Below are 19,125 nucleotides of genomic sequence, written 5' to 3'. Positions count from 1 at the left end.
AAAACTTGATATAATTTTTTTAAAATTTTACCCTATTTTTGTAAAAAAAGAAAAGGAATTTATTTAATGTATAAAAAAGAGATAGAAATTTTAAAAAAAAAGAATAGATTTAGAAAAAGAAAAATTTATAATAATGTAATAGATTTTGCAAGTAATGATTATTTGGGACTTGCAGGAAATGCAGAAATTTTGGATAAAACTTATAATGCTTTAAAAGGCGAAGAATATGGAGCAAAAGCTAGTCAATTAGTAAATGGATATACAAAATATCACAAAAAGCTTGAAGAATATCTTTGTGAAATAAATGAATATAAAGCAGGAATTGTTGTAGGAAGTGGATTTTTGGCAAATATGAGCCTTTTCGAAAGTTTGGCACGAAAAGGGGATTTGGTAATTTTAGATGAAGAGTATCATGCAAGTGGAATTGTGGGGACGAAGCTTACTCAAGCAGAAGTTAGATATTTTAAACATAATGATTTAGAAGATTTAGTCTATAAACTTGCTGATTCTATACATTTTAACAGAGTCTTTGTAGCCGTAGAAGGTATTTATTCTATGAGAGGGGATTTGGTAAAAGAGGAGATTTTACAATATTTGGCTGCCAAAAAGAAAGTTATTACAATCATCGATGAAGCCCATTCTGTAGGGGTAGTGGGAGATAAATTAATGGGAGTAGTTGATTTATATAAAATTCCCACGGTAAACACTATAAAAATAGGGACACTTGGTAAAGCGCTTGGAAGTTATGGTGCTTATATTTTAGCGAGTAAGGAAATTATTTCATTTTTAGAAAATAGGGCAAAAGGAATTATATATTCAACCGCATTAAGCAATTTTGATACGATGTATGCATATTTTGCTTTAAAATATATACATAATAATTTAGATGAATTAAAAAAAGAGATTGATAAAAGAAAAAAATTGATAAAAAGTGATTCTCTTATTTATGTAAAAGAATATGAAAATGATATAATTTTAAAATCTGAAGAGTTACAAAAAGAAGGATTTTTAGTAGGTGCAATTCGTCCTCCAACTGTGAAAAAATCACTTTTCAGAATAACAGCACGAATTAGTCAAGATATAGAAAAATTAAAAGAGGTTATTGAATGGATAGAGAAAAATTAAAAATAGCAATTGTTGATGATTCTAAATCTTCAATTAATTATTTAAAATTACTATTAAAAAGATTAAATTTAAATAATATTATTGCTTTTCAAAATCCAGTTGAATTTTTAGAATATTTGGAAAAAAATGATGGTATTGATATTATATTTATTGATTATATAATGCCTCATTTAAATGGAATAGAAGTTTTAGAAAAAATCAAAGAAATAAATAAAGATATTTTAACAATTATGATGACTGATAGTGATGATATAAATGTTAAATTAGAAGCAATAGAAGAGGGTGTAACTGAATTTATGCCTAAAACTATAGATTTTGCTGAATTTACTGCTAGAATGAATATTTTAATTAATTTAAGATTATATTATTATAAAGTAAAAAATTATCAGATTTCTTTAGAAAAAACATTAAAATATAAAGATAAACAAGAGGAAATGACACTTAGAAAACAGTATAAAATTATTGAAGATTATGCTAGTAATCATTTTTATGGTGATTGGATAGCTGATTCTTATTTTAAGCCGTATGATATTGTAAGTGGAGATAGTTATGCAACACTCAGAATTAGTGATACTAAGTTTTTTGTAGCTGTTGTAGATGGAATGGGGAAAGGTGTTAGTGCATCTCTTACTTCTGTGCTTACAATAGCTTTTATGAATTATTCTCTTTCTAAATCAATTGCATTCAATGATTATAATTTTAATAGAACTGTAAAAGATACATTTGAATATGTTAAATCTATTTTACTTGAAAATGAAGCATTGAGCTTTGCAATGGTTGAAATAGATATTGAAAATGAAAATATAAGATATGCCAATTTTGGTCTTCCACCAATTTATCTAAAAAGAGACGAAGAAACTATAAAAATAAAAGCAAATAATACTGCTCTTTTATTGACTGAGAAACAATTTTTTATAGATGAAGCTAGTAAATTTGATGCTATTTTAATGGCAAGTGATGGATTAACTGAATCCGTTATGAATAATGGATATCCATATTTAATTAGATTTAAAGATAAATTTAAAACCTCTTTTTTTTTGTCTGAAATAATTAGTGATTTTAGTAAAAATGTAGATGAAGCTGATGATGATATGACTATTTTTTATTTAGCAAAAGATAAAGATAAATATGAAACTATTTATGATGAAAAAATTTTAATAAATCAAGAAAATATAGAAAATATAGTTAATAATATAGAGTTTGAATTACCTCAAAACAGAGTATCAATTCAAATTATAGAAAAAATAGTATTTGCTTTAAATGAGCTTTTATTAAATAGTTTAGAACATTCTGTATTGAAAATGGGTAGAAATAAACATCAAATAGTTAAAAATAGTATAAAAATTGAGTATAATAATGAAAATAAATATGTCCAACTCCAAATTTTAGTTTCAAATAAATTTGTTATTCTTATAGTGGAAGACGAAGGAGATGGATTTGAAGTTAATGATATATTTAAAAAAGAGTGGTTTAATAGATATCATGGAAGAGGTCTTAAAATGTTGAAATCTCTAAGTGATGGTATTTATTATAATGTAAAAGGCAATAAAGTAAAATTATATTTAAAAAAGGACAAATAATGGATATTATAAAAAAAGGTAATGTTTTAGAGATAGAAGGTGTTATTAAAACTATGAATGATGCAAACAAATTAAACGGAATTTTGGAAGAGTTTCAAGAAGGAAGTACAGTAACTCTTAGAATAAAAGATAGTTTTGCTATGCCTTCTGCTGTAATTGGTAATTTGCTTAAAAAAGTGGAAGAAGGTATAAATATAAAATTAGAAGTAAAAAGTGATATTTTATATGAAGTTTTAGATGATTTAAATTTAGTTAGTAAGTTAAATGTAAGAAAGCTCTAATCTAATTGATGCTTAAAAAATTTTTATTATCATTTTTGATATTACCAATAATTGTTGTAATTGTTTTAATCTTATATCTGTATCAATCTACGAGATTTGATATAGATAAATTAGTTTATTATAATCCTCCTTTAACTACACAATTTTATGATAGAAATGGTAAATTAGTTGCTAATATTTTTGATAAAGAAAATCGTCTTTATGTTAAATTTAAAGATATTCCTCCAAGAGTAATAGAAACTCTTGTAGCTACGGAAGATACTACATTTTTTACAAATCATGGATTTAATTTAGAGGCAATTTTTAGAGCTTTGATAAAAGATATAAAAGCAGGTAAAAAAGTAGAAGGAGCTTCTACTTTAACTCAACAACTTGTTAAAGTTATGTATTTAAATAGGAAAAAAAGTATAAAAAGAAAAATAAAAGAACTTTTTATTGCTATAAAAATAGATAAAACTCTTTCAAAAAACAGAATATTAGAAATTTATTTAAATCAAATTTATTTAGGACATGGATATTATGGTATTAAAACAGCAAGTGAAGGTTATTTTCATAAAGAATTAAAAGAGTTATCTTTAAAAGAAATAGCAATGCTTATTGCTTTGCCTAAGGCACCTAGTTATTATGCCCCTACTAATCATTATAATAAAAATATAATCCGTGCAAATACAATTTTGCAAAGAATGCTAACCCTTGGTTGGATAACAAATGATGAATATAAAAAAGCAGTTTTTCAGACGCCAAAAGTCTATAATACAACTTTAACAAGAAACAAAGCACCTTATGTAGTAGATATGGCTTTAAAAGAGTTAAAAAAAAGATATTCTGATATAAAAACAGGTGGATATAAAGTTAAACTTAGTATAGCTTTAGATATTCAAAAAATTGCACAAGAATCCATAATATGGGGATATGATAGAATTAGAAAAAAATATGATGAAAATGATCCTACTTTAAATGGAGCTATGATTACAATCAATTCTCACTCAGGAGATGTTCTTTCGGCTGTAGGAGGAATTGATTATAAAAAAAGTAATTTCAATAGAATTATTCAATCCAAAAGAAGTATGGGTAGTGCCATGAAACCTTTTGTATATCAAATTGCTTTTAATATGGGGTATAATCCACAAAGCATGGTTCCAGATGTTTCAAGAACTTATAAGATGTCAAGTCAAGATAATAATGATACATATTGGCATCCACATAATTATGAAAAAAATACATTAGGATATATTACATTAAGACAGGCACTTGTGCATTCAAGAAATTTAGCTACAATTAATTTAGCCTCAATGATAGGACTTGATAGAATTATAAAAGGTTTGTATTTTTTTGGATTTGATGATATTCCTTCCAAAGATATGTCAGTTGTTTTGGGAAGTGCAGGTGTCACTTTACTTAAAGTGGCTGAAGAATATACACTTTTTTCAAATTATGGTGTTAAAGTTAAGCCTAGACTTATTTTGGAAATAAGCAATGAAAAAAAAGGTTTAAATACTGAGTTTTTAACTAAAAAAGATGATTTAATGGACGAGGATCAAGCATATCTAATGGTAGATGTTTTAAGGGATGTTGTAAAAAAAGGAACCGGTAGAAATGCAAGACTTAAGGCAATAGAAGTAGCTGGTAAAACTGGGACAACTAATAAATTTAGAGATGGTTGGTGGTGTGGATTTACTCCCGATACTACAACTATTGTTTGGTATGGAAATGATGATTATAAAACTATGGGTAAAAGAATGAGTGGTGGGAGAGTAAGTGCACCTGTATTTAAGTATTTTTATGAACAATTATTACAAATTCATCCAGAAATTAAAAGATATTTTTTTGTTCCAAAGGGTATTAAATATTTCAATTATAAAAATAAGAAAATGCCTTTTACAAAACTTTCTCCTCCTCCAAAAGAAAAAATATATGTTCCTGTTTTTTAAATAAGATAAAATCACTCTTTTTATAAAAAAATTATGATATAATTTTAAATTATGATATTTAAGGAGATTTTTTATGAAAAGAATAATGATAGGATTAATTCCAGTTTTTATGCTTGCTTCGAGTGTTTCTTTTGAAGAAGCCTTGAATGATGTATATACAAATAATAATGGTTTAAAAGCTAAAAAATTAAATATTGAAATGTCTAAACAAGATTTTAGTAAAGCTAAAATGTTTGATTTTGGAAGACTTTATTTTGAGGAAACATTTAGTAGAACAAATAATGCTTTATATGTTTTTGGTGATAAATTATCTCAAAGAGAAGCTACATTTATGGATTTTGGTGCAAATCAATTTACAGGTCCAGCTGCTCTAAAAGTAGTACCTGAGAATTTGAATTATCCACATCTTAGAGATAATTATTCTACAAAAATTGCTTATGATTTACCAATTTTTACTGGTTTTAAAATAAAATATGCAAAAAAAATAGCAAAACTTCAAGTAAAAGCTCAACAATTTAAATATCAAAGAGATAAAAATAAATTAGCTGTTGAGGTTTTAAAAGCTTATAATGGTGCAGTTGCGGCTAAATATTTTATTGAAGCTTTGAAAAGTGCCAAAAAAACTACCACTTCATTTGTAAAGATGACAAATAATATGTATAAACAAGGCATCATCGTAAAAAGTGATGTTTTAAATGCCGAAGAGAGAGATAGTGAAATAGATGCGAAGTTAATTGAAGCACAAAATAGATATAAATTAGCCTTGGCTTATTTAAGATTTTTAACAGGAAATAGTGGTATAGATGATGTAAAAGGTTTCAAAGTAATAGTTTCTCCTGAATCTGATTTAAAAACTTTGCAAGAAGTAGCCCTAAAAAATAGAAACGATATAAAATATATGAAATCAAATGTGGATACTATGCAAAACAAAGTTAAAATGGATAAAAATATCTATTATCCAACAATAGGCACTCATCTAGAATATGGACAAAACAGTAAAAACCCAGAGCTTAATAGAAATAAAGATTATTATTTACTTTCTGCAAGACTTACATATAATTTTATAAATCCAGGGGATAAAGAAGAACTTCAAAAATCAAAGATTCAAGCAGCTCAAACTGCATTATATTATAAACATATGCAAAATGGTATAAAAATGGAAGTAGAGCAAAAATTACTTAATTTACAAGCAAAAACGGCTTTAATAAAAACAAAGGTTAAAAATAGAGATTTAGCCGAAAATGTTTTACATCAATATAAATCAATGTATAAAAATGGGATAATTAATATTTCAAGATTACTTATGAAACAATCCCAAAAACAAAAATCAGATGCCCAGCTTATAAAAGCAAAATATGATCAAGCTTTAGCAGCAGCCAAACTTGAATTAGCAATTGGAAAAAGAATTAAAGGAGAAAGCAAATGAAAAAAATATTATCAATATCGTTAATGGTACTTAGTGCTTTTGCTTATAACTTAGCACCTGCACAAATGAAAACAATTAATATAACAAAAACATATAGTGGTGACACTTATGCCAAAAAACAAGTTATGGTGGCAACTAGACTTATGGGATATATTAAACAAATAAATGTAGAAGAGGGTGATGTAGTTAAAAAAGGTGAATTTTTATTTGAAGTTGACCCAAGTGATATTTATTCCATGATAAATCAAGCAAGAGCAGGAGTATTGCAAGCACAAAATGCAGTTTTGATGGCGGAACTAGCTTACGCGGATGCTAAAAAAGATTATGATAGATTTAGTAATCTTTATAAACAAGGTTCAGTTTCAAAAAGAGACTATGACAAAATGACTTTGAATATGAAAATAAGAAAATCACAAGTGGGGATGGCAAAAGCAATGCTATCTCAAGCAAAAGCAGGACTTGATCAAGCTCTTGCTCAAAAAAAATATTCAAAAGTTTATGCTCCAATTAATGGTGTAGTAGTGAGAAAGTTTGCAAATGTTGGAGATATGTCTATTCCAGGTCATCCGGTACTTATTTTAGCTAATTTAAAGTCTGTTCAAGCTAGAGCTTTTGTAAAAGCAGAGGATGTTAGGCTTATAAAAAAAGGTCAAAATACTGATATATTTATTAGTGCTTTAAATAAAAAAGTTTTGGCAAAAGTATCAAGTGTAATTCTCTCAGGTGATGCGGCAACTCACTCTTATTTAGTTAAATTTAAATTTAGTGATAAAAATAGTGATATTTTACCAGGAATGTATGCCAAAATCGGAGTAAAAATCGGGGATAAAAAAGAAACTGTAGTTCCTTATGATGCATTAACAAGTAGAGGAGGAATTGTAGGAGTATTTGTAAATAATGGCAGTAAAGCTGAATTTAGAGCTGTTACAATTTTATCTCAAGATGGAAATAGTGTAGCTGTTAGTAATGTAAAAGTAGGTGAAGAAGTTGTGATCTTACCACCTGTAAATATGACAGATAATACACCATTAGACTAAGGATAGATAATGGAAGAAAAAAATTTAAAAAAAGAGTTGCATCAAGAAAAGCAAGAAATTCAAAAAATAGAAGAAGAATTAAAGTTAAATATAGCAGGAAGATTAGCAAGAGATTTTCTTAAAAATCCTTTAACACCTGTAATTGCTTTTGTTCTATTTTTATTTGGGGCAATTGCTCTTATGATGACACCAAGAGAAGAAAATCCTCAAATTGATGTTCCCAGTGCAAATATAATTGTAGTTTATCCAGGGGCTAGTAGTAAAGAGGTTAAAAATATTATAGTTGATCCACTTAGTAGAAAAACAAAGGCTATTGTTGGGGTTGACCATATTTATGGTATGTCTATGAATAGTGTAGGGGTTGTAACAGTTGTATTTAAGATTGGTCAAAATAAAGAACTTTCAATGGAAAAACTTTATGATAGACTTTTTCAAAATATGGATTATTTACCAAAAGGTGTATGGAAACCTATAATTAAACCAAATGATATTGATGAAGTTCCAGTTTTAACTTTTGCATTAGCAAGTAAAAAATATAATGATGCCCAGCTTTATAGAATGGCACAAAGACTTTTAACTCCACTTGCTAGTGTTAAGAATGTAAGTGTAGTTGGAATCAAAGGTGGACACAAAAGAGAATTTGATGTTACTTTAGATGCATCTAAGATAGCAGCTTATCATATTTCATTAGGTCAAGTTGCAGATGCACTTAAAAAAGGAAATGTGGATTATCCTCTTGGTAATTTTGAAAAAGGTAAATTTTCTATTCCAGTAGAATATAATGGATTTATTAAAAATTTAGATGATATTAGAAATTTATTAGTTGCAAATTATAATGGTAGAGCTGTTTATTTAAAAGATATAGCAAAAGTTAGCGATACTGCAAATTATCATGATAAACATTATACTTATTTTATGGCTGGACAATCTTTTGAAGATAAAGGTATAAATAAAGGTGAGCAGTTAAATCAAGTAACTGTATTTGTATCTAAAAAAAGAGGAACAAATGCTGTATTTGTTTCAGAAGCTACAATTAAAAAAATGAATGAACTAAAAAAACAACTTCCAGCAGGAGTTAAAGCAATAATTACAAGAAATGATGGACATAAAGCAAATGAAGCAGTTAATGAACTTGTATCTCATTTAATTATTTCAATTGGTATTATCACAATATTATTAATTATAACTTTAGGATTTAGGGAATCTTTAATTATTGCTTTTACAGTGCCTTTAATTCTTGCTACGACTCTTTTTGTAGGAATGCTTGCAGGGCAAACAATTAATAGAATTACACTGTTTGCGCTTATTCTTTCACTTGGGCTTTTGGTTGATAGTGCTATTGTTGTTATTGAAAATATTCATAGACACTTTTCAATGGGGGATAAAAGTAAAGAACACGCAGCAGTATTTGCTACAAATGAGATAGGAAATCCAACTAATGTAGCAACTTTAGCTATTATTTTAGCATTTATTCCAATGTTTTTTGTTGGTGGAATGATGGGACCTTATATGAGGCCAATTCCATTTAATGTGCCAGTTGCAATGATTTCTTCACTTGTAATAGCCTATATGTTTGTGCCATGGGCAGCAGTAAAATTTTTACCAGATCATCACAAAAGTGAGCCATTTGATATTAAAAAAACAAAAACTTATGCTATATTTAATAAATTATTAAGACCGATGATTGAGTATAAATCTAAAAGATTACTATTTATCTCATCACTTGTAATTTTAACTATTTTATCGATTTTAACTTTGCCTAGTAAACTAGTGTTATTTAAAATGCTTCCAGGAGCTAATAAAAACACATTTAATATAACAATTGATTTACCAACAGGTTCAAATATTAATACTACGAAAGAAGTGGTATCTAAATTAGAAAAAGAGCTTGCAAAACAAAAAGGAATCACTGATTTTGAAAGTTTTGTAGGAATGGGTGGAGTTATTGATTTTAATGGACTTTTAAAAGGAAGTAATCTTAAAAAAGGTGAAAATTTAGCTGAAATTAGAGTTAATTTAAAAGATTTACATGAAAGAAAAGAATCATCAATTAATATGGTTTCAAGACTTAGACCAATCTTACAAAAAATCGCTAAACCTTATGATGCAAACATTAAACTTGTAGAAGACCCTCCAGGACCTCCTGTAATGGCTACACTTCTTATGGAAGTAAGTGGAGGAGATAATGCTGGAAGAATGGTTTTAGCTAAAAAAATAGAAGATATTTATAAAAAAACAAAAGGTGTAGTTGATATTGATGTAATGGCTGATGACCCTATTGTAAAATATGAATTAGTACCAGATAAAGTAAAAGCTGGACTTTTAGGAATTACAACTAAACAAATTGCTGATATTTTAGGACTTGGAATAAAAGGTGCCGTTGTTAGTGTAGCTCATATTCCAAACGAAAAAGAACAAGTTGGAATCTTTGTTAGATTTGATAAAGCTTCAAGAAATGGAATTGAAGATATTCAAAATATCAAAATTATGTCTATGACAACTCATAGAATGGTGCCACTTGGAGAAGTTGTGAAAGTAAAAGCAGTGCCTTATGGAGGACTTATTACGAGTAAAGACCTTCGAGACATTACAATGGTAACTGGTGAAATGGATAAAAGAGGAAGTATTTATGCACTTCTTGATATATTTAATCAATTAAAAGATAAAGGCTTAGCAGGTTATAAAATCACTTATAATGGAAATCCACGATTAAATTTAGTAGCACTCAATACAAAAACTGGACAAAAATATGATCTAGTATGGGATGGTGAATGGAAAATTACATTTGATACATTTAGAGATTTAGGAACTGCATTTGGTGGGGCAGTTATTTTAATCTTCTTACTAATGGTTGCATATTATAAAAATTTCAGAATTCCAAGAATTGTATTAGCCGCTGTGCCTTTAACTTTTATTGGAGTTTTGCCTGGGCATATGATAACAAGTTGGTTTACTGTTCCTCTTACTGGAACGCCAGCTTATTTTACTGCCACAAGTATGATTGGATTTATTGCACTAGCCGGAATTGTTGTTAGAAATTCACTATTACTTATTGACTTTACAAATGACTTAGTAAAAGCAGGAAGAAATCTGGAAGATGCAGTAGTTGAAGCAGCAGCTACAAGATTTAGGCCTATTATTCTAACGGCACTTGCTATTATTTTGGCATCAAGTGTTATTTTACTTGATCCAGTTTGGCAAGGATTAGCTGTTTCACTTATTTTTGGTGTGATGGTTTCTACAGTTTTAAGTCTTTTTGTTATTCCACTTTTATATTGGAGATATTTAAGAGATATGAATAAAAAACTTCCAGAAACTTTAGTAGATTATGGATTAAAAGCGGAATAAGTTCGCTTTTTTTCTTTTTTTGATATAATTATCAAAAAAGGTTTTTAATATGCAAATAGTTTTGGCCTCATCAAATAGAGGTAAGATTAAAGAAATTAAAAAATATTTTGGTAACGATGTTATCGCTTTTAGTGATTTAATTACTCCGTTTGAAATAGAAGAAAATGGTAAAAGTTTCAAAGAAAATGCTATTATAAAAGCTAAGGCTATTTATGAAAAACTTCCTGAGTTTATAATTATCGCCGATGATAGTGGCATAAGTGTTCCAATTCTAGGAAATATTCCTGGTATTTATAGTGCAAGATTTGCTGGCAGTGATGCAAGTGACAAAGATAATTTAAATAAATTAATTAATGAACTTAAAAAAAGAAATATTTCAAAAACTCCTGCTTTTTATACATCAGCAATAGCTATTGCGTCTCCTTATGGAATTTACACAACTCATGGATTTATGTATGGTGAAGTGATAGATGAAGCAAGAGGAAATAGAGGTTTTGGATATGATCCTATGTTTATTCCTAAGGGTTATGATAAGACACTCGGAGAACTTGATGAAGAAGTTAAAAAATCAATTTCTCATAGAACAAGAGCTCTTAATTTAGCAAAATATATTTTGGATGTAATAAAATGAATTACTTATTAAAAATGGCAAAACTTGTAAAGTTTGAGCATACGATATTTTCAATGCCTTTTATTTTCGTAGCAATGATTGTTGGGGCTGATGGTTGGTTTGGATGGAAACTGTTTTTTTTGGTAGTTTTAGAAGCAATATTTGCTAGAAATTTTGCAATGGGTGTAAATAGATATTTAGATAGAGATATTGACATCAAAAATGAAAGAACAAAAGATAGACCAAGTGTAAATGGCGAAGTAAATGAAAATGAAATGAAACTTTTTATTATAGGAAATGTGATAGGTTTTATTTTTGTAGCTTATTTTATTAATTCACTTGTTTTTTACTCTTCACCTTTTATTTTGGCAGTGTTAGGTGGGTATAGTTATTTCAAAAGATTTAGTGAATATGCTCATATTATTTTAGGAATTTCACTTGCACTTGCACCAATAGGTGGAGCAATGGCTGTAACAAATAGTGTGCCAGATTGGAGTGTTTTTTTGGCATTTGGAGTTATATTTTGGGTGGCTGGATTTGATATTTTATACTCTTTGCAAGATATGGAGTTTGATAAAAAAGAGGGGTTATTCTCAATACCTGCTAAATATGGGCTTAAACCTAGTTTAGAGCTTTCTGCACTTTTTCATATTTTGACAATTATTTTTTGGTTTTTATTTATTGTTTATTCACATTTAGGTTTTTTTGCTTATATTGCACTTATAATTAGTGTAGGATTTTTATATAAAGAACAAATGATGGTAAGAAATAATTTAGAAAATATTCCAAAAGCATTTTTTGATTTGAATGGATATTTAGGAATTATATTTTTTGTTTGTATAGTTTTAGATAAGGTTTTTAAATGAAAATAAGATTTGTTTCAGCTCCACTTAATATTGAATTTGAAGAAGATAAAGAAATTTTCAAAGAAGAATATGATAAATTAGGGGCTGAAATAGATGATCCAATTGGTCAATATATAAAATTAGCTAAGGCAAGAGGTGAGACAGGTGAGAGTGATAAAGTATTACTTGAACTTGTAATTGCACTTCATAGAAAAGTAGATGAACTTACACAATTAATCAAAAATGAAACAAAAGAATTAATTGCTCTTAAATATAATGAAAAAATTAGTGATATTGGATATGAATATATTAAATTTCAAAATCCTATTTTGACACCAAATGAAAAATATTATGGAAGATTAAATGTTGCTTTTTTCCCAGAGAGGGAAGTTCCTATTTATTTCATTGCCATAGATGAAGAGATTGCTGAAATTATTTTAATGCATGATAGAGATATAAAAGATTATAATTCTTTTATAGCAGCCAGAGAAAGAGCATTAATTAGAGAAAAAAGGGGAATAAAATGAGTATAACTATAGCAATTTTTATAGGATTTGCATTTGCTATAATGTTTTTGTTTTTTTATATTTTTGCAAGTAGTAAAAATTTTGATAGAAAATTTCAACGAATTGGTATGGCATTAGAAGAGATGAATGAAGAAATTTATCAACTTGAAAAACAACAAAAAAAGATATCTCAAAATTTAGAGTTAGATGTAGAAAAAATTATATCTAACCAGATGAGTGATATTTTAGAAAATTTAATCAAAACAATAAAAGAATCTCAATATAAATCAGAAGATGAAATTAAAAGTTTGTATGAAAAAATAGAAAAAATAGAAAGTAATATAAAATTAAATGCATTGCCAAATTTTGAAACAATATCTAATAAAAAAGATGATAAAAGTAAAATTAAAGAACTTTTTGAAATAGGGTATTCTGTAGAAGAGATAGCAAAAGAAGTTAATATGCCAGCAGGTGAAGTTCAACTTTATTTGAAGTTCTAAAATAAAGCTTAAATTTTACTTAATTTCAGCTAAGTTTAAGGAAATTTGATTATACTTTCATTTCCAAAAGTAATATATAGTTACTTAAAATTGCTAAAAGGGCATAAATATGAAATTTACAAATATGAATCCAACAGTTGAAAGAAACTGGGTAGTAATTGATGCAGAAAATAAAATATTCGGTAGAGTAGTTTCTGAAATCGCAATTATTTTAAGAGGAAAAAACAAACCTTACTATACTCCAAATATGGATTGTGGAGATTTTGTAGTAGTTATAAATGCAGATAAAGTTAAATTTTCAAAAGAAAATAAAGCTGAAGATAAAAAATATTATAGACATTCAGGATATTTCGGTAGTGTTAAAGAAGAAAGTGCTAAAAAACTTTTAGATGAAAATCCAGAAAAACTATTTAAACTTGCAACAAGAGGGATGCTTCCAAAAACATCACTTGGAAAAGCGCAACTTAAAAAATTAAAAGTGTATGAAGGGGCAGAACATCCTCATACAGCTCAAGTAAAGGCTAGCAAATGAAAATGCACGGTAGAACTTATGCAACAGGAAAAAGAAAAACAGCAGTAGCTAAAGTATGGTTAAAACCAGGAAATGGTGAAATGACTATCAATGGTAAAAGCCTTGATGAATTTTTAGGTGGAAGAGATGCTCTTAAACTTAGAGTTAGATGGCCTTTAATGGTAACTAAACAAGAAGGCGCTGTAGCTATCGAAGCTAAAGTTTATGGTGGTGGTCAAGCTGCTCAAGCTGATGCAGTAAAACATGCAATTGCAAAAACTTTAGTTGAATATGCACCAGAATTAAGAACTTTACTTAAACCTTATGGACTTCTTACAAGAGATGCTAGAATCGTTGAAAGAAAAAAATACGGAAGAAGAAAAGCAAGAAGAAGCCCACAATTCTCAAAAAGATAATTTTTTATCTTTTTTCTTTTTTACTTTCCTTTAAAAATCCCTTACATTATGCTATAATTTATAAAAAAGAGTCTGTTATATGAAAGCTTTTATTCTAAAAAAAATAGCAAATCATATTTCAAATAAAAAATTTATCAAAAGAGCTTTAAGAGTTGATGATAATGTAATTTTACTTGAAATTGATAAAACTAAATATTTCTTTGATTTAACAAAAGGAAATAGTGATATTTATATTGATATAGAGTATGATGTTTCCAAAAAATTTAATGCTCCGTTTGATATTACACTTGCTAAAAAATTTATTAAATCAAAACTTTTAGAAGTTAAAGCAGTTGAAAGAATTTTAACTTTAAAAGTAGAAACCAATCTTGGATTTAAAAAAGAGATTAATTGTATAGAATTTGAATTTACAGGAAGATATACAAATACCATTATTTTAGATGAAAAGTTTATAATTACTGAAGCACTTCATCATATAAACAGTAGCGTAACATTTAGACCAATTCAGCCAGGAATTAAACTACTTCCACTTCCAAAAATAGAAATAAAAGAAAAAGAGTTTGAAGTTGATGATATTGTTCAATACACACAAGAGCTTTTTAGTAAAAAATATAATCAAAAACTAGATAATATTAAAAAAACTATAATTAATTCTACAAATAAAAAAATAAAAAAATTAGAAAAAATTTTACAAAATTTACCAAGTGAAGAAGAATTATTAAAAGAGAGTGAAAAATATAAACTTTTTGCAGATTTGGCAATGATAAATCTGTATAAAATTAGTAATAAATATGACAAGTTTATAGAAGTAGAAGATTTTGAAGGTGAAACTCTGAAAATTCCTATGCCTAAACTTAGAAATATAAATGATATTGGAAATTATTATTATAATTTATCCAAAAAAATGAAACATAAATCTAAAAATATTCAAATAGAAAAAAGAAATTTAACTGAAAAGATAGAATTTTTAGAAAATTATAAAAAAGGTATAGAGAAAGCCACAACTATTAGTGAACTCAATATTTTTAAATCTCCTAAAAAAACAAAATTAAAAGAAGATAATATTGAACAATTTTTTATAGATGATTTTATAGTTTTGGTAGGTAAAAATGAAAAAGGAAATATAAAATTATTAAAGCAAAGCAAGGCAAATAATGTATGGCTTCATATCAAAGATAAACCAGGAGCTCATGTAATAATCAAAACTAATAAAAAAAATGTACCAGAAGATGTGATTTTTAAAGCTGCAAAGCTCGCTTTAACTTTTAGTAATGAAAATGAAGGAATCGTCGATTATACTCATAGAAGAAATTTATATATCAAAGAAAAAGCTTTCGTAAATTATGTAACTTATAAAGGTGTAAAAATAAGAATATGAATAAAGAATGTGGAAAATTAGAAAAAAAATATAATCATGTAATTAAAATGTTAAAAGAAAGTTTTATCGTTCTTAAAAATGAAATTTTTAATTGTCAGATTGAAAAAGATAAAAAGAATTCATCTATTATTACTTATAAAAAAAGAGTTTCTGAACAATTAAATCAATTGCAAAAAAGTGTTAATTTACAAGAAAAAATGATAGATTTTTATAAAAATCAAAATTTAGAGTTGACAAAAGAGACTTTTCTTTTAAAAAATAAATTTAAAAAAACAGCTTTTTTATTTAGTAAAAAGAAAGAGGATAATTTAATTTATGAATATTTTAAAGATGATATAGAAATAGAAAATCTTTTAAATGATATTGTTAATAAAACATTAAAAAACAAGTTTAATCCCAAAGAAATATCCCCATTATACTTTAGGAAAGAATTAAATAATTCTTTAAGAAGTTATCTTATAAAAGAACTTATTGCATATACAAAAATAGAGAAAATAGCTATTTTATTATCTTCTATTTTATTAAAAAAATTCTATAATAAAATTTATTTATTTATAACTTCTTTTTTTGTTGATAGAATAGAAAATGAAAAATATAGTGATTTTGTTCAGATTTTATTTACAAAAACATTAGTGGATAAAGATACAAAATATAAACCTATACAGATGGAATATTCTATAGATGATATAAAAAGAATATATCATAAATATAAATATTTATCAGTTAAAAAGGAAGATTTATTTATGAAAATAGATTTAGAAAAAGTAGATAAAAATATATCTAATTGTTTAGAAAAAATAGATAAAAATGAAAAAAATTTAGAAAATCTTACTATAGAAGAGAATAATGTTTTAGTAAAATTAACAACTTCAGAAGAGGATAAAGAAGAAGCAAAAAAAGAGTTAGAAAATATAGATGTTCAAAAAAGAACAATTATAGATAATATTAGAAAATCAAAAAAAGAGTTAGAAATATTAGAAAATCAAAAAATGTTTTTAGAACCAGTAAATGAAGTTGTATTTGAAAATCTGCTAAAAGACAAAGAAAAACATATTATTGAAAAATATAACAATATGTTATGTAGTTTTGCATTTGCTTTAGAGGAGGGTTTAAAATGAGTCAAATAGGTCAAATTATAAATATTAATCAAAATATGCATATTCCTGCATATTTATATGCTGAACATATTGCACAAATGAAATTTTCTGATGAATTTTCTAAAATTGCAGCAAAAGAGAAAGAAGATAAAGTAAAAAAAGTTAGAAAAATAGAAAAATCAAGTAAAATCGATACAAATTTACCAAAAGATGAGCAAAGAGAAAATGCAAAACAAACTCATCATATAGATTTAAAAGGATAAAAATGGATAAAATAAAAAATATATTATTTGGGAATAAACAGAGAGTTGTAACAGGGGTCGGATTAATTTTAGGGGCTATTATTATTCTATCTATAAATAACTTTTATTTAATGTGGGGCGTATTAGGTATGGCTTATATTTTAGGAGTTTATGAAACTAATAAACTTATAAATGTTGAAAGTCAAACAGTAGTTTTGACATTAGGAGTAGTTACTTGGATTGCTACTTTGTTTATAAATCAAGTAGAATTATTAGCCTTTTTACCGGCTATTTTGATGGCAAGTCATAAAGTTTATAGAAATGAAGATATAAAAGATACTTTTGTTTTGATATATCCAACAGTTTCTATGATTTTGTTTTTAGCCCTTTATAAAGAGTTTGGAGTTTTTGCAGTTCTTTGGCTTATTTTGGTAGTTTCTTTTACTGATACATTTGCTTATTTTAGTGGGAAGAGCTTTGGAAAACACAAATTTTCACCTACTTCACCAAATAAAACATTAGAAGGAGTTGCCGGAGGAATAATTGCTGGTACGATTATAGGAAGTGCAGCAGGATTATATTTCAATGGATTTTTATATGCTTTAATTTTATCTTTTTTTGTTTCGTTTTTTAGTGTATTTGGTGATTTGTTTGAAAGTTATCTAAAAAGAAAAGCAGGTGTAAAAGATAGTGGAAATATTTTCCCTGGACACGGTGGAATAATGGACAGATTAGATGGATATTTATTTGGAGTTGTTATTTTATACGTTGGAATGAAACTCGTATGATTTTACTTGGAAGCACTGGAAGTATAGGTGTTAATGTTTTAAATATTGCTAGAGTTTTTAATTTAAATATTGATACATTAGTTGCAGGAAATAATTATAAACTTTTAAATAAACAAATCGAAGAGTTTAAACCAAAAAGAGTAATTGTAAAAGATAAATTTACTGCTGAAAAAGTTAATTTTGGAAATATAAAATATAGTGAAAAAGAGATATTAAATGCAATTGAAGAGAGTAAAAGTGATACTATAATTAATGCACTTGTAGGAAGTGCAGGAATCAGGCCAACACTTAAAACAAAAGAATTAAATAAAAAACTTGCTTTAGCCAATAAAGAATCTCTTGTAATGGCGGGTAAATTTATCGATATGAAAGATATTGTTCCCATTGATAGTGAGCATTTTGGATTGTGGTATTTAAACAGTGGAAGAAAGATTGATTCAATGACCATTACTGCAAGTGGAGGGGCTTTGAGAGATTATCCACTTGAAAAGATAGAATCCGCTACACTTTCAGATGTTTTGAAACATCCAAATTGGTCGATGGGAAATAAAATTACGATTGATAGTGCTACAATGGTAAATAAAATTTTTGAATTATTAGAAGCAAAGTGGCTTTTTGGGGTTGAAAAAATTGATGCTATAATCGAAACAAAATCAATAATTCATTCGATGATAAATTTTGTAGATGGAAGTACCACGGCACATATTGCTGAGAGTGATATGCGACTCCCTATTGCTTTTGCTTTGCTTGGAGAAGTAGATAAACAAATTACTTCTTTTGTAGATTGGGAGGAAATTGCTTCATTGGAATTTAGAAAAATTGACAAAAATAGATATCCAATTTGGGAAATAAAAGATAAACTTTTAAATAAACCAGAATTAGGTGTTGTAATAAACTCAGCAAATGAGATTGCAAATAAAAGATTTAGAGAAGGTAAAATTAGTTTTATAGAAATAAGTAAATTTATTTTAGGTATATTTAATGAATATGAAAATATGAAAATTAATTCTATTGATGATATTTTTATGATAGATAAAGAAATTACACAAAAATATGGGGATAAAAATGCTTAAAAAATTATTTGGAAAAAAAGAGAGAAAAGAACCATCGTGGGGCTTTGGAGCTGAGAGATTAGCACCTATGAGAGAGGATTTTCCTGATGAAAATTTTTTAAATGATGGAAGAATAATTATAGATATTAGAGATGAAGAAAGTATCGAAGATTTAGGATATTATGAAGGTAGTATTTTTATTAAATTTGATGATGATTTTGTAGAAGAAGTGAACAAACTAAATAAAGCTGTTTATATTTTGTGCGAAAGAGGAGTAGATAGTTATGAAGCTACAAAACTTCTAAGAAAAGAAGGAATAGACGCTCAAAATTTAAATGGTGGTCTTTATTATATTAGAGAAGTTGTGAATATCAAGCCTGTTTTTAAATAATATTTCAATGTTTACTTTCTATTTACTTTATTTTGTTATACTTTTATCATAAAATAATTCA

At 26.9% G+C, this 19,125-nt stretch carries 19 protein-coding genes; all 19 read left to right on the top strand.

Annotated features, from left to right (window positions below):
* Positions 1-66 precede the first annotated feature (66 nt).
* The 19 genes from ACZ5OA_RS08235 to ACZ5OA_RS08145 all read left to right on the top strand — a co-directional run bounded on the left by ACZ5OA_RS08235 (position 67) and on the right by ACZ5OA_RS08145 (position 19,064).
* The gene (locus ACZ5OA_RS08235) at positions 67-1,125 is read left to right on the top strand and encodes an aminotransferase class I/II-fold pyridoxal phosphate-dependent enzyme (protein ID WP_464907370.1); all 1,059 of its coding nucleotides are present in this window, start codon (positions 67-69) and stop codon (positions 1,123-1,125) included.
* The gene (locus tag ACZ5OA_RS08230; RefSeq protein ID WP_464907369.1) at positions 1,107-2,705 is read left to right on the top strand and encodes a response regulator; all 1,599 of its coding nucleotides are present in this window, start codon (positions 1,107-1,109) and stop codon (positions 2,703-2,705) included. Before ACZ5OA_RS08235 ends, ACZ5OA_RS08230 begins: the two co-directional genes overlap by 19 nt.
* On the top strand, positions 2,705-2,986 hold the full coding sequence (locus ACZ5OA_RS08225) for a hypothetical protein (protein WP_464907368.1): 282 nt from the start codon (positions 2,705-2,707) through the stop codon (positions 2,984-2,986). The genes ACZ5OA_RS08230 and ACZ5OA_RS08225 overlap by 1 nt, the downstream gene beginning before the upstream one ends.
* A gap of 8 nt (positions 2,987-2,994) precedes the next feature.
* Positions 2,995-4,917 carry a transglycosylase domain-containing protein gene (locus ACZ5OA_RS08220; protein WP_464907367.1) on the top strand — a complete coding sequence of 641 codons (1,923 nt, stop codon included), beginning with the start codon at positions 2,995-2,997 and terminating at the stop codon, positions 4,915-4,917.
* A 73-nt stretch (positions 4,918-4,990) separates the two neighbouring features.
* The gene (locus ACZ5OA_RS08215) at positions 4,991-6,343 is read left to right on the top strand and encodes a TolC family protein (RefSeq protein ID WP_464907366.1); all 1,353 of its coding nucleotides are present in this window, start codon (positions 4,991-4,993) and stop codon (positions 6,341-6,343) included.
* Positions 6,340-7,380 carry an efflux RND transporter periplasmic adaptor subunit gene (locus ACZ5OA_RS08210; protein WP_464907365.1) on the top strand — a complete coding sequence of 347 codons (1,041 nt, stop codon included), beginning with the start codon at positions 6,340-6,342 and terminating at the stop codon, positions 7,378-7,380. Before ACZ5OA_RS08215 ends, ACZ5OA_RS08210 begins: the two co-directional genes overlap by 4 nt.
* 9 nt (positions 7,381-7,389) lie before the next feature.
* A complete protein-coding gene (locus ACZ5OA_RS08205; protein ID WP_464907364.1) occupies positions 7,390-10,728 on the top strand; it encodes an efflux RND transporter permease subunit in 3,339 nt (1,112 codons plus the stop codon).
* Positions 10,729-10,777: 49 nt separating this feature from the next.
* Positions 10,778-11,359 (top strand): RdgB/HAM1 family non-canonical purine NTP pyrophosphatase, encoded by a 582-nt coding sequence (rdgB, locus tag ACZ5OA_RS08200; protein ID WP_464907363.1) that lies wholly within the window; start codon positions 10,778-10,780, stop codon positions 11,357-11,359.
* A complete protein-coding gene (mqnP, locus tag ACZ5OA_RS08195) occupies positions 11,356-12,204 on the top strand; it encodes a menaquinone biosynthesis prenyltransferase MqnP (protein ID WP_464907362.1) in 849 nt (282 codons plus the stop codon). Before rdgB ends, mqnP begins: the two co-directional genes overlap by 4 nt.
* On the top strand, positions 12,201-12,710 hold the full coding sequence (locus ACZ5OA_RS08190; RefSeq protein ID WP_464907361.1) for a hypothetical protein: 510 nt from the start codon (positions 12,201-12,203) through the stop codon (positions 12,708-12,710). Before mqnP ends, ACZ5OA_RS08190 begins: the two co-directional genes overlap by 4 nt.
* A complete protein-coding gene (locus ACZ5OA_RS08185) occupies positions 12,707-13,189 on the top strand; it encodes a hypothetical protein (RefSeq protein ID WP_464907360.1) in 483 nt (160 codons plus the stop codon). The genes ACZ5OA_RS08190 and ACZ5OA_RS08185 overlap by 4 nt, the downstream gene beginning before the upstream one ends.
* Before the next feature lie 109 nt (positions 13,190-13,298).
* Positions 13,299-13,721 (top strand): 50S ribosomal protein L13, encoded by a 423-nt coding sequence (rplM, locus tag ACZ5OA_RS08180; protein ID WP_464907359.1) that lies wholly within the window; start codon positions 13,299-13,301, stop codon positions 13,719-13,721.
* Positions 13,718-14,116 carry a 30S ribosomal protein S9 gene (gene rpsI, locus ACZ5OA_RS08175; protein ID WP_464907358.1) on the top strand — a complete coding sequence of 133 codons (399 nt, stop codon included), beginning with the start codon at positions 13,718-13,720 and terminating at the stop codon, positions 14,114-14,116. The genes rplM and rpsI overlap by 4 nt, the downstream gene beginning before the upstream one ends.
* 79 nt (positions 14,117-14,195) lie before the next feature.
* Entirely contained in the window at positions 14,196-15,494 is a 1,299-nt protein-coding gene (locus ACZ5OA_RS08170) for an NFACT RNA binding domain-containing protein (protein ID WP_464907357.1), read from the top strand.
* On the top strand, positions 15,491-16,612 hold the full coding sequence (locus ACZ5OA_RS08165; RefSeq protein WP_464907356.1) for a hypothetical protein: 1,122 nt from the start codon (positions 15,491-15,493) through the stop codon (positions 16,610-16,612). The genes ACZ5OA_RS08170 and ACZ5OA_RS08165 overlap by 4 nt, the downstream gene beginning before the upstream one ends.
* Positions 16,609-16,854, top strand: coding sequence for a hypothetical protein (locus tag ACZ5OA_RS08160; RefSeq protein ID WP_464907355.1), 246 nt, complete (start codon positions 16,609-16,611; stop codon positions 16,852-16,854). Before ACZ5OA_RS08165 ends, ACZ5OA_RS08160 begins: the two co-directional genes overlap by 4 nt.
* Positions 16,855-16,856: 2 nt before the next feature.
* Positions 16,857-17,621 carry a phosphatidate cytidylyltransferase gene (locus tag ACZ5OA_RS08155; RefSeq protein WP_464907354.1) on the top strand — a complete coding sequence of 255 codons (765 nt, stop codon included), beginning with the start codon at positions 16,857-16,859 and terminating at the stop codon, positions 17,619-17,621.
* Entirely contained in the window at positions 17,618-18,694 is a 1,077-nt protein-coding gene (dxr, locus tag ACZ5OA_RS08150) for a 1-deoxy-D-xylulose-5-phosphate reductoisomerase (protein WP_464907353.1), read from the top strand. The genes ACZ5OA_RS08155 and dxr overlap by 4 nt, the downstream gene beginning before the upstream one ends.
* Entirely contained in the window at positions 18,687-19,064 is a 378-nt protein-coding gene (locus ACZ5OA_RS08145) for a rhodanese-like domain-containing protein (RefSeq protein ID WP_464907352.1), read from the top strand. The genes dxr and ACZ5OA_RS08145 overlap by 8 nt, the downstream gene beginning before the upstream one ends.
* Positions 19,065-19,125 lie beyond the last annotated feature (61 nt).

This window comes from Thioreductor micantisoli (genome assembly GCF_055392745.1).
This window is presented reverse-complemented; position numbering and strand designations above follow the sequence as displayed.

Coding starts and splice junctions, on each gene's coding strand:
- ACZ5OA_RS08210 (WP_464907365.1), top strand. CDS start 6,340: ATGAAAAAAATATTATCAATATCGTTAATGGTACTTAGTGCTTTTGCT.
- ACZ5OA_RS08145 (WP_464907352.1), top strand. CDS start 18,687: ATGCTTAAAAAATTATTTGGAAAAAAAGAGAGAAAAGAACCATCGTGG.
- ACZ5OA_RS08215 (WP_464907366.1), top strand. CDS start 4,991: ATGAAAAGAATAATGATAGGATTAATTCCAGTTTTTATGCTTGCTTCG.
- dxr (WP_464907353.1), top strand. CDS start 17,618: ATGATTTTACTTGGAAGCACTGGAAGTATAGGTGTTAATGTTTTAAAT.
- rplM (WP_464907359.1), top strand. CDS start 13,299: ATGAAATTTACAAATATGAATCCAACAGTTGAAAGAAACTGGGTAGTA.
- ACZ5OA_RS08155 (WP_464907354.1), top strand. CDS start 16,857: ATGGATAAAATAAAAAATATATTATTTGGGAATAAACAGAGAGTTGTA.
- ACZ5OA_RS08185 (WP_464907360.1), top strand. CDS start 12,707: ATGAGTATAACTATAGCAATTTTTATAGGATTTGCATTTGCTATAATG.
- ACZ5OA_RS08160 (WP_464907355.1), top strand. CDS start 16,609: ATGAGTCAAATAGGTCAAATTATAAATATTAATCAAAATATGCATATT.
- ACZ5OA_RS08170 (WP_464907357.1), top strand. CDS start 14,196: ATGAAAGCTTTTATTCTAAAAAAAATAGCAAATCATATTTCAAATAAA.
- ACZ5OA_RS08220 (WP_464907367.1), top strand. CDS start 2,995: ATGCTTAAAAAATTTTTATTATCATTTTTGATATTACCAATAATTGTT.
- mqnP (WP_464907362.1), top strand. CDS start 11,356: ATGAATTACTTATTAAAAATGGCAAAACTTGTAAAGTTTGAGCATACG.
- ACZ5OA_RS08230 (WP_464907369.1), top strand. CDS start 1,107: ATGGATAGAGAAAAATTAAAAATAGCAATTGTTGATGATTCTAAATCT.
- ACZ5OA_RS08235 (WP_464907370.1), top strand. CDS start 67: ATGTATAAAAAAGAGATAGAAATTTTAAAAAAAAAGAATAGATTTAGA.
- ACZ5OA_RS08165 (WP_464907356.1), top strand. CDS start 15,491: ATGAATAAAGAATGTGGAAAATTAGAAAAAAAATATAATCATGTAATT.
- ACZ5OA_RS08190 (WP_464907361.1), top strand. CDS start 12,201: ATGAAAATAAGATTTGTTTCAGCTCCACTTAATATTGAATTTGAAGAA.
- rpsI (WP_464907358.1), top strand. CDS start 13,718: ATGAAAATGCACGGTAGAACTTATGCAACAGGAAAAAGAAAAACAGCA.
- ACZ5OA_RS08225 (WP_464907368.1), top strand. CDS start 2,705: ATGGATATTATAAAAAAAGGTAATGTTTTAGAGATAGAAGGTGTTATT.
- ACZ5OA_RS08205 (WP_464907364.1), top strand. CDS start 7,390: ATGGAAGAAAAAAATTTAAAAAAAGAGTTGCATCAAGAAAAGCAAGAA.
- rdgB (WP_464907363.1), top strand. CDS start 10,778: ATGCAAATAGTTTTGGCCTCATCAAATAGAGGTAAGATTAAAGAAATT.